Source organism: Halomonas sp. YLGW01 (assembly GCF_014840935.1).
Lineage (GTDB): Bacteria > Pseudomonadota > Gammaproteobacteria > Pseudomonadales > Halomonadaceae > Onishia.
On sequence record NZ_CP062005.1, the window covers coordinates 3,437,582 to 3,453,067 of the forward strand.

General features: G+C 58.0%; 15 protein-coding genes. 8 read left to right on the plus strand and 7 right to left on the minus strand.

The genetic code is table 11. The features are described from left to right. Positions 1-479: 479 nt before the first annotated feature. The 4 genes from IEJ03_RS15715 (at position 480) to IEJ03_RS15730 (ending at position 3,688) form a co-directional block, all read left to right on the plus strand. Positions 480-1,688, plus strand: coding sequence for a hypothetical protein (locus tag IEJ03_RS15715; RefSeq protein ID WP_192035721.1), 1,209 nt, complete (start codon positions 480-482; stop codon positions 1,686-1,688). Between the two features lie 126 nt (positions 1,689-1,814). Then, the gene (locus IEJ03_RS15720) at positions 1,815-2,213 is read left to right on the plus strand and encodes a hypothetical protein (protein ID WP_192035722.1); all 399 of its coding nucleotides are present in this window, start codon (positions 1,815-1,817) and stop codon (positions 2,211-2,213) included. Between the two features lie 47 nt (positions 2,214-2,260). After that, positions 2,261-2,959 (plus strand): C39 family peptidase, encoded by a 699-nt coding sequence (locus IEJ03_RS15725; RefSeq protein WP_192035723.1) that lies wholly within the window; start codon positions 2,261-2,263, stop codon positions 2,957-2,959. A gap of 72 nt (positions 2,960-3,031) precedes the next feature. Further along, a complete protein-coding gene (locus IEJ03_RS15730) occupies positions 3,032-3,688 on the plus strand; it encodes a hypothetical protein (protein WP_192035724.1) in 657 nt (218 codons plus the stop codon). A gap of 75 nt (positions 3,689-3,763) precedes the next feature. Here the strand turns inward: IEJ03_RS15730 and IEJ03_RS15735 are convergent, their stop codons facing one another. From IEJ03_RS15735 to IEJ03_RS15745, 3 genes are all read right to left on the minus strand, one after another. Continuing rightward, positions 3,764-4,822, minus strand: coding sequence for a transporter (locus IEJ03_RS15735; protein WP_192035725.1), 1,059 nt, complete (start codon positions 4,820-4,822; stop codon positions 3,764-3,766). A gap of 186 nt (positions 4,823-5,008) precedes the next feature. Then, the gene (locus IEJ03_RS15740) at positions 5,009-6,451 is read right to left on the minus strand and encodes a sigma-54 dependent transcriptional regulator (protein ID WP_192035726.1); all 1,443 of its coding nucleotides are present in this window, start codon (positions 6,449-6,451) and stop codon (positions 5,009-5,011) included. 52 nt (positions 6,452-6,503) lie between these two features. Beyond that, a complete protein-coding gene (locus IEJ03_RS15745; RefSeq protein WP_192035727.1) occupies positions 6,504-7,178 on the minus strand; it encodes a LuxR C-terminal-related transcriptional regulator in 675 nt (224 codons plus the stop codon). Positions 7,179-7,578: 400 nt separating this feature from the next. Between IEJ03_RS15745 and rdgB the strand changes: the two genes are divergently transcribed. The 4 genes from rdgB (at position 7,579) to rlmJ (ending at position 11,005) form a co-directional block, all read left to right on the plus strand. After that, the gene (gene rdgB / locus IEJ03_RS15750; protein ID WP_192035728.1) at positions 7,579-8,178 is read left to right on the plus strand and encodes an RdgB/HAM1 family non-canonical purine NTP pyrophosphatase; all 600 of its coding nucleotides are present in this window, start codon (positions 7,579-7,581) and stop codon (positions 8,176-8,178) included. Further along, a complete protein-coding gene (gene hemW / locus IEJ03_RS15755; protein ID WP_192035729.1) occupies positions 8,175-9,341 on the plus strand; it encodes a radical SAM family heme chaperone HemW in 1,167 nt (388 codons plus the stop codon). Before rdgB ends, hemW begins: the two co-directional genes overlap by 4 nt. A gap of 40 nt (positions 9,342-9,381) precedes the next feature. Beyond that, positions 9,382-10,053 carry an OmpA family protein gene (locus IEJ03_RS15760; protein ID WP_192035730.1) on the plus strand — a complete coding sequence of 224 codons (672 nt, stop codon included), beginning with the start codon at positions 9,382-9,384 and terminating at the stop codon, positions 10,051-10,053. Between the two features lie 85 nt (positions 10,054-10,138). After that, positions 10,139-11,005 carry a 23S rRNA (adenine(2030)-N(6))-methyltransferase RlmJ gene (rlmJ, locus tag IEJ03_RS15765; RefSeq protein ID WP_192035731.1) on the plus strand — a complete coding sequence of 289 codons (867 nt, stop codon included), beginning with the start codon at positions 10,139-10,141 and terminating at the stop codon, positions 11,003-11,005. A 117-nt stretch (positions 11,006-11,122) separates the two neighbouring features. Here rlmJ and mnmE read toward each other — a convergent pair whose 3' ends face one another. From mnmE to rpmH, 4 genes are all read right to left on the minus strand, one after another. After that, positions 11,123-12,496, minus strand: a complete 1,374-nt coding sequence (gene mnmE, locus IEJ03_RS15770) for a tRNA uridine-5-carboxymethylaminomethyl(34) synthesis GTPase MnmE (RefSeq protein WP_192035732.1) — start codon at positions 12,494-12,496, stop codon at positions 11,123-11,125. 100 nt (positions 12,497-12,596) lie between these two features. Further along, entirely contained in the window at positions 12,597-14,291 is a 1,695-nt protein-coding gene (yidC, locus tag IEJ03_RS15775; protein WP_192035733.1) for a membrane protein insertase YidC, read from the minus strand. Between the two features lie 111 nt (positions 14,292-14,402). After that, the gene (gene rnpA / locus IEJ03_RS15780; RefSeq protein ID WP_192035734.1) at positions 14,403-14,780 is read right to left on the minus strand and encodes a ribonuclease P protein component; all 378 of its coding nucleotides are present in this window, start codon (positions 14,778-14,780) and stop codon (positions 14,403-14,405) included. 13 nt (positions 14,781-14,793) lie between these two features. After that, positions 14,794-14,928, minus strand: coding sequence for a 50S ribosomal protein L34 (rpmH, locus tag IEJ03_RS15785; protein WP_092388829.1), 135 nt, complete (start codon positions 14,926-14,928; stop codon positions 14,794-14,796). Between the last annotated feature and the right edge of the window lie 558 nt (positions 14,929-15,486).

The window sequence follows — 15,486 nt, forward strand, 5'->3', positions numbered from 1 at the left end:
CCCACCTCTAATAAAGACGTCGTGTGCTGGTTTACAAGAGTATACGGCGTCATTAACCCCCTTGTTTCCATGCGGTTTTCCCCTCTCCATTTGGCGCCATTCCACGTCTTCTCTCCCATCTTCTCCTTTCTTGTATCACTGCTGAGCCATTTCCTTTTCCCGCCTTAATATATTGAATTACAACGTTATAGAGCACTTTCACTGATCCGCTTCCTCTGGCTGAGTTACATGGATGAAACAGTTTCCATGCCGACGGTTAACCGCCTTTACCAGCCAAAGGCTTGCCCCTCCCCCTCCCCGTTTTTATTTCCTGAAACTTACAGTGATTTACAAACCGTTTCATAAAAGCTGGCACGCATTATGCCCAGTGAATATCGACTGCGACTGGATGCCGCCAGCCATTGACCGCTACCGGTTCACTGACGAGTCACGGTTCGCAGCTTGAGGCAAGGGATTCTATCCAGACTGGAGAAACGGTCATGAAAAACTATGTAATCGCGGGTACTTCGCTGCTGGCTCTGGTGATGGCGATTTCCGCTGCGCACGCCAACCCGAGTGTCGGTGTTGCCGACGACAATACCACTCAAAGAGTCGACTCGAGCGCCTCTGCTACCGGCGGAAATAGCGGTAACGCCAATGGTGGCAGCGGTCTGGGCCTGGGAGTCGGTGGCACTGGCTGGGGCGGTGACGCCAACGGCGGTGATGCAGAAAGTGGAGGTCAAGGGGGGGCCCAGCATGCGTCTCGCGGTCGCCCTGGTCGGGGTGGAGATGACGACGGCAACTATGGCGGTGACGGCGGTACCGGGGGTAATGGCAGCGGTGCCGCTGGTACCGGTAATGGTGCTGGCGCTGCAGGTGGTTCGACCGGTCGAGGCGGCGATGCTTGGGCCTACAGCGAATCCTTCAATACCTCCACCAGCGTGATCTCCATGCAGGAGATGAAATCACATGTCAGTGGTGCCGCCATCAATGTGAATGGAGGTAACGGTGCTCGTGGTGCCGATGGTGGCGACAGTGGGCATGCCGCTGCGCTGAACTTTACCGTTGCGGGTAATGGCGGCAACGGCAACGGCGGCGATGGTGGCAAGGCCAAAGCCAGAGGTGGTGATGGCGATGATGGCGGTGATGCCGGCAGCCTCGGCCTTGGATTGGGCTTTGGGGTAGGTGGCGAAGGTGATGCCGATGCCGATTCCGATGCAGGCGCCATTGCACTGAATAACAGTGAAGGTGCTGGCGGTGGAATGGCACACCGCGGCGGTCGTCGTGGCGGCGGCGGTAGTGGTGTCGACCAGGATGCCAATGCCGACGCAACCGCTCGTGCCAATGGCGGAACTGGAACCGGCGGCGCCGGAACCGGCGCAGGTACCGGTGATAGTAGGGCGAATGCCGGTGATGGCGGTGACGGCGCCTATGCCACAGCCGATAGCGGTAACGGCGGGGCTGGTAACGGCGGTGGTGGCGGTGGTGCCACCAGTGGTGCTGTGACTGCCTCCAGCGGCAATGGCGGTGCCGGTGGTGCCGGTGGCGCTGGCGGAGCTGCTCTGCTGAGCACCGGTGCGGCCAACGTTAGCGTGGCGGCCGGTAACTTCGGCGGTATCGCCAACATGAACGTCTCCACTGGCATCTACAACTCCCAGGTGGCCGGTACCAACGTTGCTGCTCACAGCAACGTCAACATCGGCAACTGATGGAAGAGTTCGACCGATGTGATATCGGAACGATCTCATCCTGAGGAGTAATTGTGAACGGCTGGCGGAGCTTGCTCCGCCAGCCTGTTGCTCATCAAGAGTATTCAAAGCAAGGAGTGCCAGGCCATGTTTGCAACAAGTGTTTGCTCGCCTCGGTACAGAGCCATTCTCATCGGCGCAGGATTAGTAGTTGCTGTGGGAATAAGTCAGTCAAGCCATGCCGACGAGTCCATTGTATCCAGCGGCTTCGGTGATCAGAACAGTCTCGATATGAGTGAGATGGAGGAGGCGCGAGGCAAGGAAGGAATCAACTTGACCAATGTGCAGAGCATCCAGAACGTCGATACCTCGGTTGAAACCACGTCCTTCAATGTTGGAGGAGACGTGAGAACCGGGAACGTCAAGATCGAGGCGGATTCACTGAACAGTTTCAGAGGGGTCGGGGTGTTCAATATCACCACAGGTAACGCCAATGCCGTGAGTGGGGCGGTGGGCATCAGTGTCTATATCGTCAATCCACAATGATGGTGCTCGATTAAGGCGCCGGTGAAACGACAAGAGGCACGAATCTGATGTCGCAGTTATTTCGTGTAGCGGTCATCTCGGTCACTTTGGGACTGTCGGCTCAGCCTGCAGCAGCAGGCCCCGTGACGATCGCCAACCCCTTTGGTTCCTTTCAGGTCAAGGCCGAGAGCCTGAATGAGCTGCGCTGGGAGAATGTGGTCCGTCAGCAATACGACTTCAGCTGTGGTTCGGCAGCCGTCGCGACTCTTCTGACCTACCACTACGAGCGCCCCACCACGGAAGCGGCCGTCTTCGAGTCGATGATACAGAAGGGGGATGTGGAGAAGATTCGTATCTACGGCTTTTCCATGCTGGACATGAAGCAGTACCTGGATTCGCGGGGACTCGACTCCGATGGCTTTCGCGTCAAGCTCGAGGACTTCATCAATATCGGCTTGCCCGCCATCACTCTGATCAATACGGGGGGATACAAGCATTTCGTGGTGATCAAGGGCATGGATGACGGCAATGTGCTGGTCGGGGACCCGGCCGTCGGCACTGTCGTGGTGCCCAAGGAACATTTCGAGACCCTATGGACGGGAAGTGTGTTGGGAGCTCGTGAGGATATGCTCCTGGCGCAACAGTACTTCAACAATGATCGAGATTGGCAGGTTCGTCCGGAATCTCCACTCGACCAGGGCATGCAGCGCTCGGCCACCGGTTCGGCCATGTTGCCACTGCCGGGACGCAATGAACTGGGGCGCTAATTGCTGCGCTCATATGAACCGGGGATCAAAGATTTATCACTATACGGTTTATCACTACAGGAGTGGCAAACCATGAAAGCGTCAAGAAACATCAGTAAGATAGTCGCTTGTCGGAGCGTATCAAGACATAGCTTCCTCGCCGTATTGCTGCTGGGGGCGACCACTGTATCGGCGGCTGCAGGTACCGAGAGCCTGCTCCTGCAAGAGGCCGCCATGGCACCACTTCAGGAAGATATCTACACCACTGCACATGCCACCATCATTCCGATGGACGACATGCAGGAACTGCGTGGAGGTTTCTCGATTGGCGGCGTCGACATGGACTTCGGTGCCACCTTGCAGACCAAGATCGATGGCATGGTACGCATGAAGACGCAGTTGGCTTTTACACAAGCCGGTATCAATATCGTCTCGCAAGAGGTATCAGGCTTATCGCCGGGTGTTACCAGCGTGAGTCCCAGTGCTAATCCAGTTACACAGATAGCACCTGATTCATTCAATCTATCGGGCCTCGCCAGTTTTTCCGGGTTGGCAATGTCCGACGCTGAGAGCTTTACAGCGGCGCTATATAAAATAACTAGAAATGCTATCGTAAGCGCTGTCGTCAGTAATGGTTCGGGGCAGGATATATCTCAAAGCATAAATATTGATATCAAGGTTAATAATATTGGAGACATCCGGTCTGCTCGGGAGCGTGCTTCATTTATACGTTCTCTTCATAATTATTGATTATACCGGATTGGAGGTGCTGTAAAATGGCAAGGAGCTCGATATCATCGAGCTCCTTGTCTTTTCTTTTCTCTATTAGAAAACATTGAATCCAAAGGGCGAGCGAAGGGTGAGAGTGGTATCCGGAGCGTCTTCTGTAATGCCAAATTCTAGATTGAGATTTAGAGCGACATCCGGATCTAGTTGATACGACCATCCAAGCAACATTGAGCCAATATTTAATGAAGAAGATGGAAATGTCACACCATTCACTTCAGTCTCTGTCTCTCCAATAAAGTCGTTTTTATAGCCCAAAGTGAAGGATGATTTTTGATTGATCGAGTAAGCCATACCGAAACTCAGCCTGACGGCATCTCCAGGATCAACTTCTCCAACAAATGATTCGCCTATTGATTTATTAACATCATCCTTCATATTGTATAGATAGCCAATGTTGGCAAAATAAATTGCCGGGTCTGACGGGGCTAGAATAGTCAGGCTCGGTTCAATGGAATGAAATCCAGACCCCGTAGCTAACTCAGATTCTATTCCATCGCTGTCACGATCAATATCAAAAGGACTTTCACCTGTTGTTGATTTATAGCGAAGGTTTCCAATGAAGAAGGGGGATCCATTCCCCCCTCTGTTGAGCTGATAGTGTGCTGCAACCTCGACATCACCAATCCCATCGCCGGAAAGTGATCTGTCGCTATACCTCGTTGCACCGCCCAAATTAGAGGTGTTCCCATAGGTGTCATCGCGATACACATACGGGACCTTTAGTTCAAGTTCAAACCTGTTGGTTACTCCTAAGCGACCTGTCAGCGATGCAGTCCAGCTATCACGGTCGACATCTTCTGCGTCTATGACACCAACAAGAAATGCTGGAACGATTTCCGAACCTCGAAATGTCAGTCGATTGACACTGGAGTGCGAGTACTGGAGCTCGGGTTCCAGTACTAGCCTGCCTTGCGGAGTCAACACCCCTCCAATATCGGGAATCGCCTGAATCTCTGGCTGAGCGGCTTGCTGAGGAGGGGGCTGGCCCACCTGCTCCATGTTCTCGTCGTTCGATGTCTGTGCATAGGCGGCACTGGCCACCATCATGGATAGCAGGCTAGGTGCCATGAACACCTTCTTGGTCATACTGATCATAGTAGTCCCCTTACCTTTCATCCCTTGTGATGCCAGCAGCGTCGTAAGCATCGAGTAGTATTAATTGCCAACTAATAATGGCGGATCAGTCATCATGCTTCCCTCGCCATCAGCTTAGTTGATCCGGGGTCGGCCTCAAGGAATTTACGCTAGGCCGGTATCCTTGATTGAGGTCTTCTTATCTATCTAGCCAGGAGATAGATTTGCTATATTAAGTGGCGTTGGCGCTAAGCCTTTTCCTTTTCCATCTACATCTTCTCCTGGGTGTCGGTGAAGCCGATGTTTTTCCATCATCCGATAGAGTGTCACACGCGAGATACCCAACTCCTTGGCGGCTCTTTGCACCTTGAACTTGTTCCTGACCAAGGCCGCGTTGATCGCATCATAATCGGCTATGTCCCTCGCCTTCTCCAGGGTGATCGGTTGTCGGAAGTCATTACTGCGGCGTTCGAGTCCCATATCTTCAGGAGATATCAAGCGGTTCTCACACATGACAGTGGCGCGCCTGACACGATTGATGAGTTCCCTGACATTGCCGGGCCACTCATATCTCTTCATCATTTCCCTGCTATCCTGGTCGAATCCTCGTACCCTTGATGAAGACTCATGAGAAAATTTCTCCAAGAAATGTTCGGCTATCGCTTCGATATCCTGGCTACGCTCTCTTAAGGAAGGGACGGATACCTGAAGTACGTTGAGTCGATGATACAGGTCTTCCCGAAAGCTGCCTTCCTGGACAGCTTTTTCCAGATCGACATGAGTCGCCGCCAACACCCTGACATCGACCGGGATATCGCCCACGCCGCCAATACGTTGCACTTTGTGATCCTCAAGGAATCTCAGCAGATTGACCTGCATCTCCAACGGAAGATCACCAATTTCATCGAGAAACAGGGTGCCACCCTCGGTCGCTTCGATACGCCCGATTTTGCGTTGTACTGCTCCTGTGAAGGCTCCCTTCTCATGGCCAAAAAGTTCGGACTGAATCAGGTGGGTAGGCAGGGCCCCGCAATTGACTGCCGTGAAAGGACCGTCACAACGTACAGAAAGATCGTGAATGCTCCTTGCGGTTAGCTCTTTCCCTGTCCCTGATTCACCACGGATAAAAACGGGGGCATCCACGGCCGCCACTTTTTGGATTGTGCAAAAAAGGGTCTTCATGGAAGGTGTGTTGCCCAACATCTTTACCGAGGTGCCTAGCTTGCTTATCTTCTGGTCATTTCTTTTTCGTTGCCTCTTGCGTATTTCCGAGATATTTCTGCATCGAACCAGTGACTCGACGATTTCGTCAACAGAGGCATCGCATCCATGAAAGCAGTAGATATTACGTGTGATGAAGTTATCTAGAGTTTCATCTTCTTCCTCTCTTGATGATGGAGACAGTTGCCACCCGACCCACTCGATATCCTTGCAGTGACCAATCAGATTTTCGATTCCTGAAAAGACATTGTCGTCAATGCTGTAAATGGCTACTAGCCCGACGGTAATTGAACTCGTTTCCTTAGCTTCTTTCAGGGTGACCTCGTCAGCTGACAGCCCTTTCCATCCTTTTTTTTCCAGGGAACTAAGATGTTGTTGAAAGTGTGGATGACACTCTTGAGGAAACAAAAAATAGTCAGGTGATACCATTAGCCTCACCTATCCTAAGGGGTGACAATTCATGGTTAATCAGGTTTGTCTCTCAAGCCCCTTTGAGAATTTTTTTTAATGGTGCAGGCGTCGTGGCCAGGTTCTGTCGCGCCCAGTTCATGGCCTGAATGCGGTTATGCACCTTGATCTTCTTGAAGATGTTGTACAGGTGTGATTTGACGGTATGCTCACTGACAAAAAGTTTATCGGCGATATCGGTGTTGGAGGCGCCCGAACTCAGCAGGCTGATGATCTCCATTTCGCGATGGGTCAGCCCGCATACCGGGCGATAGGCATTGCGCTGCTGTTGTCGGTAGAAATTGATCAGTCGCGCCATCAGGGTGCGTGACATCCACAGATCGCCTTCGATGAGCCGACCGATTCCCTTGCAGGTCAGTATCAGGCTATCGTTACGATAGAAGACGCCGTGAAAGTGGTAGGCGGCGAGTAGGTCCGCTGCATGGTCTTCATCGCGGAGGTTCAAGGCCGCCAGGATAACGGTGGAATCTTCCAAGGAGAGGTTGTGCCACTGCTGAATGGCTTCCTCACTGACATGGTCCGTATCCAACAGGACGATATTCTTGGTGCTGCCTTCCGGAATGGTAGAGGCATCCGGCGGCAGGGCACTGACGGTCTCATCCAGCTGTTCATGAATATATTCGATGAAGAGTTGAGACTGCGGACTGCAGTCCGTGACGAGCAGGATGGCGATGCCTGGATGACTCATGATCTGTACTCCGACGAAATATCTAGTATCCGGTCCGGTGAAGGCTGAGCTGATGCGGGGTCATTAATCTCGTCTAAGCGTTGTCTGTTCTTCCTATTTTGTAAAGTTGCGTTACAGTAAACGGCATTCCTCACCTCCCCGTCTCTGGCCAAGCCTTCTTCCGGGATTATAAAAAATCATTAATAATCTTGTGGTTACGTAATATTTTGATGAGTGAGTCGGTACGTCTACTGTACTGTGTTGAGCCAATTTTCAGCTCTCAACCTTTTTTTTGCGTTCTTGAAGCCATGTTTTTTAGTGATACTTCTAGTTCTGCGTCATTGGATGCCTTCCTTCGCCACATGTCGCCGAATCGTCACGACAGGTAAAATGGCTGCCTTTCCCATCAAGGAGTCGGGTAATGATGACGACGCAACAGATGGTTCTGGCCAGCGGAAATCGTGGCAAGCTGCAGGAGTTCGATCAGCTGCTTGCTCCCCTGGGCTACGCCGTGAGGCCCCAGGCCGAGTATCAGGTCGCCGAGGTAGAGGAGACGGGGCTGACCTTCGTCGAGAACGCGCTGCTCAAGGCGCGGGAAGCCAGTCGCGTCAGTGGATTGCCGGCACTCGCCGACGATTCCGGCCTGGCAGTGGATGCCCTGCAGGGTGCTCCCGGCATCTACTCGGCCCGCTTCGCGGGAGAGCCGAAGAGTGATGCCGCCAACAACCAGAAGCTGCTCGAGGCCCTGGTCGATGTCCCGGCAGGCCAACGTACGGCACGCTACTGGTGCGTGCTGGTCTACCTGCGTCACGCCGAGGATCCGGTACCGGTGATCGTGCAGCGCAGCTGGGAGGGCGAGATTCTCACCTCGCCGCGCGGCGATGGCGGATTCGGCTATGATCCGCTGTTCTGGGTGCCCACACTCAACCGGTCGGCCGCCGAGCTGCAGGCCAATGAGAAGAACCGCCTGAGTCACCGTGGCCAGGCCATGCAGGCCCTGCTCGAGAAGCTCTCCGTATGAGTGTTCTGCCGCCTCTGGCGCTCTATGTGCATGTGCCCTGGTGCGTGCGCAAGTGTCCCTACTGCGATTTCAATTCCCATGGAGTGGGCTATGGCGCCGACCTCCCCGAGGAGGCCTACCTAGAGGCCCTGCTCGCCGATCTCGATGCCGACCTGCCGCTGGCCGCGGGACGGGAGTTGGTCAGTATCTTCATCGGAGGGGGCACGCCGAGCCTGATGTCGGCGGCGTTCTATCGGCGCTTCCTTAAGGAACTTCGCACGCGATTGCCCTTCGCCAAGGACATCGAGATCACCCTCGAGGCCAATCCCGGCACCGTCGAGCATGACCGCTTTGAGGGGTATCGAGAGGCGGGCATCAACCGCCTGTCGCTGGGCGTGCAGAGCTTCCAGGCCCCGCAACTGGCCGCTTTGGGCCGGATCCATAGTGGCGACGACGCCGAGCGCGCCTTTGCGCAGGCCCGGGCCGCGGGCTTTGACAATATCAACCTCGACCTGATGCATGGCCTGCCTGGCCAGAGTTCGGCGCTCGCGCTGGATGACCTAAACCGGGCGCTGGCCCTGGCGCCCGAGCATCTCTCCTGGTATCAGCTGACCCTGGAGCCCAATACCGAGTTTCACTCTCATCCGCCGGTGCTGCCCGAGGAAGAGACGCTGTGGAACATTCAGGACGAGGGGCATGCCCGGCTCGAGGCCGCCGGTTTTCATCGCTATGAGATCTCGGCCTATGGTCGGCCGGGGCGTGAGGCGCGCCACAACATCAACTACTGGACCTTCGGCGATTATCTGGGTATCGGTGCCGGTGCCCATGGCAAGCTGAGTCGCCCTGGAGAGCGGAGCCTTGAGATCGAGCGTCGCTGGAAGAGCCGCCAGCCTGAGTCTTACTTGCGGCGCCTGAAGGATCCACGCGGTTTTGTGGCCGGCCATCAGCGTATCCCCGAGCAGGACCTGGTGCTGGAGTTCGCCATGAATGCTCTTCGTCTGGTCGATGGAGTCTCTCTCGATACCTGGATCCGACATACTGGCCGCCCCTTGGAGATGCTGGAACGACGCCTGCTTGAGGCCCGCAATAAAGGATTACTTGTGGAAGATCCCTCGCATCTGCGAGCCTCTGCACAGGGTTTGTTGTTTCTCAATGATCTCTTGGCTATGGTCAGTGACGACTAACCAAGTTGACGGGCTCGTGACCCATAGGAGTGTGAACCGCATGACCAACTATTTCCGCCTTGCTGTGCCGCTGGCTGCCGCCCTGACGCTGGCTGCCTGCTCGACCACCAACCCCAACACCGGTGAAACCCAGCGCAGCAACACAGGCACCGGCGCCGCAATCGGTGCTGCTGTCGGTGCCATGGCAGGCATGGTCAGTGGCAGCGGTGGTTCCAGCAGCCGTGACCGTGCGCTGATCGGTGCAGCGGTCGGTGCTGCCGCCGGCGGTGGCATCGGCGCCTACATGGATCGGCAGGAAGCCGAGCTGCGTGAGAGCATGCAGGGCACCGGCATCGGCGTGGATCGCCAGGGTGACAACATCATCCTCAACATGCCGAGCAGTGTGACCTTCGCCTTCGACTCCAGCGACCTGACGACTGCCGCCCGCTCGGCGCTGAACGATGTCTCTAACGTGCTCCAGCAGTACCCGGAGACCCGCGTGAACATCGCCGGCCACACCGACAGCACTGGTGCCGCCGACTACAATCAGCGTCTGTCTGAGCGGCGTGCCTCGGCGGTCGGCAACTATCTCGCCCAGACCGGTGTGCCCGGCATGCGTCTGTCGATGACCGGCTATGGCGAGAATCAGCCGGTCGCCAGCAACGACAGCGAACAGGGCCGTGCCCAGAACCGTCGTGTCGAAATCACGCTGAGCCCGATGCAGCAGCAGTAATACACCATCCTGCGCCTGCCTCGGCAGGCCGCATCCTGACCCGCGGGCTTCCTCGAGCCCGCGGGTCTTTTTCATGGACCCGCCTATGCTTGCCTATCAGCATGCCTACCATGCCGGCAATTTCGCCGACGTTCACAAGCACCTGACGCTGCTTGCCGTCATACGTCATTTATTACGTAAAAAATCACCTGTTACGTATGTCGATACCCATGCCGGTCGCGGCTGCTATCCTCTGGATGCTCAGGAGACCCGCAAGCTGCAGGAATATCGTCAGGGGGTGGCGCCGCTCTGGGAGACGAGGGAAAGGCTGGGCGACAGTGATGCTCTGCTTAAGGAATGGCTCGATGCGCTTGCCAAGGCTCAGCGCGAGACGCGGCCCGAGGGCGAATCCCGGCTGGCGGTCTATCCCGGCTCGCCCTGGTGGTTGACTCAGGCCCTGCGCCCACAGGACCGGCTTAGCCTCTTCGAGTTGCACCCGGGAGAGCACGAGCACCTGGGCGCGCAAGCTCTGCCGAGCAACGCCCGGCGCATCCATGGCGATGGGCTCGAGGGGCTCAGGAAGCAACTGCCGGTGGCGACACCACGCCTGTGCGTGCTGATCGACCCAAGCTACGAGCGCAAGGAGGAATATGCCGAGGTCGCGTCTACCCTCGCCGAGGTCGGCCGCAAGGCGCGCCATGGAGTGGTGATGATCTGGTATCCGCTGTTGCCGGCGGGGCGCCACCGTCTGCTGCTCGAAGAGGTGAAGCGGGCCGGGCTGCGCAAGCTGTGGCGCAGCGAATTCATCCTGAAGGACCCCGGAGAGGCCGCCCACGGGATGTACGGCAGTGGCATGTTGGTGATGAATCCGCCCTGGGGGCTCGAACAGGCGCTGGGTGAAGCGATGGCCCGGATTCGCCCGATCTTGGCACCACAGGGCCGCCACGAGAGCGGCTGGTGGGTCGGTGAGTAAGCGTTAACTATTCAGGAGGGTGCGGTGTTCAAGAGGTGAGCGCGCCTCTGCTGCCAGAAACACCGCGGGATGGCCGAGCCTGCCGCTTGCCCGAGAGGCAGGCTCGACGCCGGGACGTCATTTGCCGATGCAGAAGCTGCCGAAGATCTCGCCGAGCAGGTCGTCGGCGCTGAATTCGCCGGTGATCTCGCCTAGGGACTGCTGAGCCTCGCGCAGGTCCTCGGCCAGCAGCTCGCCCGCGCCGAAGCCCGCCAGCTGGGCCTCACCGTTCTCAAGCGCCGCGGTGGCGCGATCCAGGGCATCCAGGTGGCGCCGGCGGGCCGAGAAGCGGCCCTCGGTGTTGGCGGAGAAGCCCATCACCGTCTTCAGGTGCTCCTTCAGGTTATCCACACCCTCTCCGGTTCTTGCTGAGAGACGCACCACCGGGGTGGCTGTGGACAAGTCGATCCCCGGCGCTTCCTGGCTGGTATCGACCTTGTTGCGGACCAGGGTCAGCCGGGCGGGATCGGCGAGGCGGGCGACGAATTCCGGCCAGATCGCCATCGGGTCGGTGGCCTCGCTCGCGCTGGCATCGACCATCAGCAGCACCCGGTCGGCCTTCTCGATCTCCGCCCAGGCGCGGGCGACGCCGATCTTTTCGACGGCGTCCGGGGTATCGCGAAGCCCCGCGGTATCGATGACGTGCAGCGGCATGCCGTCCAGGTGGATATGCTCGCGCAGCACGTCCCGGGTGGTGCCCTCGATATCGGTGACGATGGCGGTATCCTGCTCGGTCAGGGCGTTGAGCAGGCTCGACTTGCCCGCATTGGGGCGCCCGGCGATGACCACGCTCATGCCCTCACGCATCAGTGCCCCCTGGCCGGCGCTGGCGCGGACCTGGGCCAGCTCTTCCTTGACCGCGGTCAGCATGGCCGCGACCTTGCCATCGGCCAGGAAGTCGATTTCCTCCTCCGGGAAATCGATGGCCGCCTCGACGTACATACGCAGCTCGATCAGCCGCTGGACCAGCGCCTCGACCCGGCTCGAGAATTCGCCCTGCAGCGAGCGCAGGGCGTTCTCTGCGGCACTGCGCGAGCTGGCATCGATCAGGTCGGCGATGGCCTCGGCCTGGGCCAGGTCGAGCTTGTCGTTGAGGAAGGCGCGCTCGGAGAACTCGCCGGGGCGAGCCAGCCGTGCGCCCTGCTGCACGCAGCACTCGAGCAGCAGGTCCATGATCACCGGACCGCCATGGCCCTGCAGTTCCAACACGTCCTCGCCGGTGAAGGAATGCGGCCCCTCGAAGAAGAGGGCGATGCCCTCGTCGATGATGCCGTCCTGGCCCTGGAAGGGACCATAGTGCGCCTGACGAGGCCTGGGCAGGGTGCCGAGCATCTGGCGGGCGATTGCCGCACACAGCGGCCCTGAGACGCGCACGATGCCGACCCCGCCACGCCCCGGCGGGGTGGCGAGGGCGGCGATGGTGTCCTGGGTATAGAGACGACTGGCGGCCATGATGACTCCGATGACAGGGGCTGAGAATTGTCCCGTGACGGGGGCAGAAACGCCAGACCCCCGCCGGGGCGGGGGTCTGGAAGCGTGGCGATGACCAGGATCACTCCTTGGTCTTCATGCCCTTGCCGACGCTTGGGTCGTTCTCGATGTTGCGGGTGATGAACCACTGCTGGAGGATCGAGATGGTGTTGTTGACCACCCAGTAGATCACCAGGCCCGCCGGGAACCACAGGAAGAAGAAGGTGAAGATCACCGGCAGCATCTTCATGATCTTCGCCTGGGTGGGATCCGGCGGCGTCGGGTTCAGCTGCTGCTGCACGAACATGGACAGGCCCATCAGGATCGGCAGGATGAAGTAGGGATCCTTCACCGACAGGTCCTGCACCCAGAACATGAAGGGCGCGTGGCGCAGTTCGACGGATTCCATCAGCATCCAGTACAGGGCGATGAAGACCGGCATCTGGATCAGGATCGGCAGGCAGCCCCCCAGAGGATTGATCTTCTCCTTCTGGTAGAACTTCATCATCTCCTGGGACATCTTCTGGCGGTCGTCGCCGAACTGTTCCTTGAGACGCTGCATCTCGGGCCCCAGCTTGCGCATGCGGGCCATCGACTTGTAGGCCTTGGCCGACAGCGGGAACAGGACCAGCTTGACCACCACGGTCAGGACCACGATCGACCACCCCCAGTTGCCGAGCAGGTCATGGATGTGGTCGAGCAGCCAGAACAGCGGGTTGGCCAGGAACCACAGCCAGCCGAAGTCCACGGTCAGCTCCAGGTGGGGCACCACGGCCTCGAGGCGTTCCTGCACCTTCGGCCCCATGTAGACGGTGGCGCCCAGAGCGGCTTCACCACCCGGTGCCAGCGTCTGCAGCGGTCCGGCGAAGGCGGCGACATTGCGTCCGCGCGAATCGGTGGCCGCGTAGTACAGGTTCTGCTGGTTTTGCTGGGGGGCCCAGGCCGTGGTGAAGTAGTGCTGAATCATGGCGACCCAGCCACCTTCGACATCACGGTTGTTGAAGCTGCCGTCCTGAATGTCCTCGAAGTCGACCTTCTGGTAGTGGTTGTCTGGCGAGGAGTAGGCGGCCCCCAGGTAGGACTGCATACCGAGGCCGGAGCCGGTGCTCGGGTCGGCGCTGTTGTCCCGGGCGAGCTGACCGATGAAGCGCGCGCTGACGGGCTCTTCACGATCGTTGTTGAGGAAGTAGTCGACATCGACCGCGTAGGTGTCGCGCTGGAAGGTCAGGCGCTTGGTGACCTCGACGCCGTTGACCACGGCGCCCAGCTCCACCGTCAGGCTGTCCTCGCCTTCATCGAGGCGATAGTCGGTCTGGCTCGGGGTGAAGGCAATCCGCCCCTCGTGGCCTTCGAGCTGCAGGCCCGACTTGGCGACGAAACTGCGATTCATGTTGTCGGAGAGCAACACGAACGGCTGGTCGGAGGTGTTGGTGAGCTTGTGATCGAGCAGGGCCGCATAGACGATATCGCCGCCTTGCGGGTCGATGCGCACATCGAGCACATCGGTGGTCACGGCGACCAGGGCGCGGCTGTTGCCGTTGGCGGCGGCCGGTTGGGTCATGTCGCCGTTGAGTTCCGATGCCCCGTTCGAGGTGGTCGGAACCGACAGCCCCGACGTTTCGTCGTTGCTGGCCTGGCCCGTGTTCTGGCTACTGGTGGCGACCGTGGGCGCCTGGGTCTCAGCGGTGACCTGGCCGTAGTCCTGGTTCCACTGCACGACCAGCAGGTAGGCCAGCACGGCGAGAGGAATCAGCAAGAGGAGTCGTTTTACGTCCATGAGGGTCCTGCCCGATGGAAAATGAACATTCTGCAGTGCAGCGCTTGTGGCCCCGTCAACACACACGAAAGCCTGCCGAGGGCAGGCTCCGAGGATCGCGAGGACGTCCGATCAGGACAGCGAGGTCGACTGCTTGCGAACGTCTTTTTCCAGACGCCGCCACATGCCATGAAGCTGGCGATGCAGAGTGTCATTATCCAGCTCGTGAACCCCGCGCCGAGCCAGGACGATGATGTCCACGGCGGGCAGGCGATGCTGCTGGTGACGAATGGATTCACGCACTAGGCGCTTAAGACGGTTGCGGTCGACGGCTCGACGCACGGTCTTCTTGCTGAACACCATGCCGACTCGAGGGTGGCCCAGGGAGTTGTCGCAGGCGAGTGCCAGCAGTCCCCTGCCGTGAACCTTGAGTGACGCATGGTCGAAGACGTGACGGTATTCCCCGGCGTTCAGCAGGCGCAGCGACCGGGGAAAGTCCTGATGGGGCAAGTGCAATCCGAGATCACGCGCTCAGACGCTTGCGACCCTTGGCACGGCGACGTGCGAGGACGGCACGGCCGTTCTTGGTGGCCATGCGTGCACGGAAGCCATGGTTACGCTTGCGCTTGAGAACGCTGGGCTGAAAGGTGCGTTTCATAACTATTGATTCCCACGTGGTTAATTGGACATGACGTCTAATTGGCGAAGCCCTGGCTCCGACGGGGAACCCGGGTAGATTCGGCTCAAGACCGGGAATTCTAGTGAATTCACCGACGCGGTGCAATTTTTCCGTTGACCCCGGGTGCGTTTTTCGCCGTGACCTTCGATGCCCAAGATCCAGTCGAGGCCTGGGGTCTTACGGGTCATCAACAGCCATATAGCTTCAATTACTATTATTAGATCTTTTAACTGATGTTGTGATTAATGGTGGGGACAATATCTGTGGATAAGTAGGAATAGGTGATTCATTACATATTTTTATAGTCGTCACAATCCTGTGGGGAAACGGTCGACATCAGGCGAACGGTCGGGGGACAAGCTGAGAACAACATCGCGATCTGTCCACAGCCGGAGGTTATCCCCAGATCGGCCCAGCGGTTCTCAAGTCAATGAACGCAGGGTTGTCCACAGGGCGATCGGCATGCGTCGCCATGTGGATAACCCGAGCTTCGGGCGCTACAATGCGTGTCTTTCGTCAACCGGTTGGTGAGGTCGC

Bases quoted from the DNA above. Each gene is read 5' to 3' on its own strand.
- rlmJ (WP_192035731.1), top strand. From the start codon at position 10,139: ATGCTTGCCTATCAGCATGCCTACCATGCCGGCAATTTCGCCGACGTT.
- IEJ03_RS15730 (WP_192035724.1), top strand. From the start codon at position 3,032: ATGAAAGCGTCAAGAAACATCAGTAAGATAGTCGCTTGTCGGAGCGTA.
- hemW (WP_192035729.1), top strand. From the start codon at position 8,175: ATGAGTGTTCTGCCGCCTCTGGCGCTCTATGTGCATGTGCCCTGGTGC.
- IEJ03_RS15715 (WP_192035721.1), top strand. From the start codon at position 480: ATGAAAAACTATGTAATCGCGGGTACTTCGCTGCTGGCTCTGGTGATG.
- IEJ03_RS15725 (WP_192035723.1), top strand. From the start codon at position 2,261: ATGTCGCAGTTATTTCGTGTAGCGGTCATCTCGGTCACTTTGGGACTG.
- mnmE (WP_192035732.1), bottom strand. From the start codon at position 12,496: ATGGCCGCCAGTCGTCTCTATACCCAGGACACCATCGCCGCCCTCGCC.
- IEJ03_RS15735 (WP_192035725.1), bottom strand. From the start codon at position 4,822: ATGATCAGTATGACCAAGAAGGTGTTCATGGCACCTAGCCTGCTATCC.
- IEJ03_RS15760 (WP_192035730.1), top strand. From the start codon at position 9,382: ATGACCAACTATTTCCGCCTTGCTGTGCCGCTGGCTGCCGCCCTGACG.
- IEJ03_RS15720 (WP_192035722.1), top strand. From the start codon at position 1,815: ATGTTTGCAACAAGTGTTTGCTCGCCTCGGTACAGAGCCATTCTCATC.
- IEJ03_RS15740 (WP_192035726.1), bottom strand. From the start codon at position 6,451: ATGGTATCACCTGACTATTTTTTGTTTCCTCAAGAGTGTCATCCACAC.
- rpmH (WP_092388829.1), bottom strand. From the start codon at position 14,928: ATGAAACGCACCTTTCAGCCCAGCGTTCTCAAGCGCAAGCGTAACCAT.
- yidC (WP_192035733.1), bottom strand. From the start codon at position 14,291: ATGGACGTAAAACGACTCCTCTTGCTGATTCCTCTCGCCGTGCTGGCC.
- rdgB (WP_192035728.1), top strand. From the start codon at position 7,579: ATGATGACGACGCAACAGATGGTTCTGGCCAGCGGAAATCGTGGCAAG.
- IEJ03_RS15745 (WP_192035727.1), bottom strand. From the start codon at position 7,178: ATGAGTCATCCAGGCATCGCCATCCTGCTCGTCACGGACTGCAGTCCG.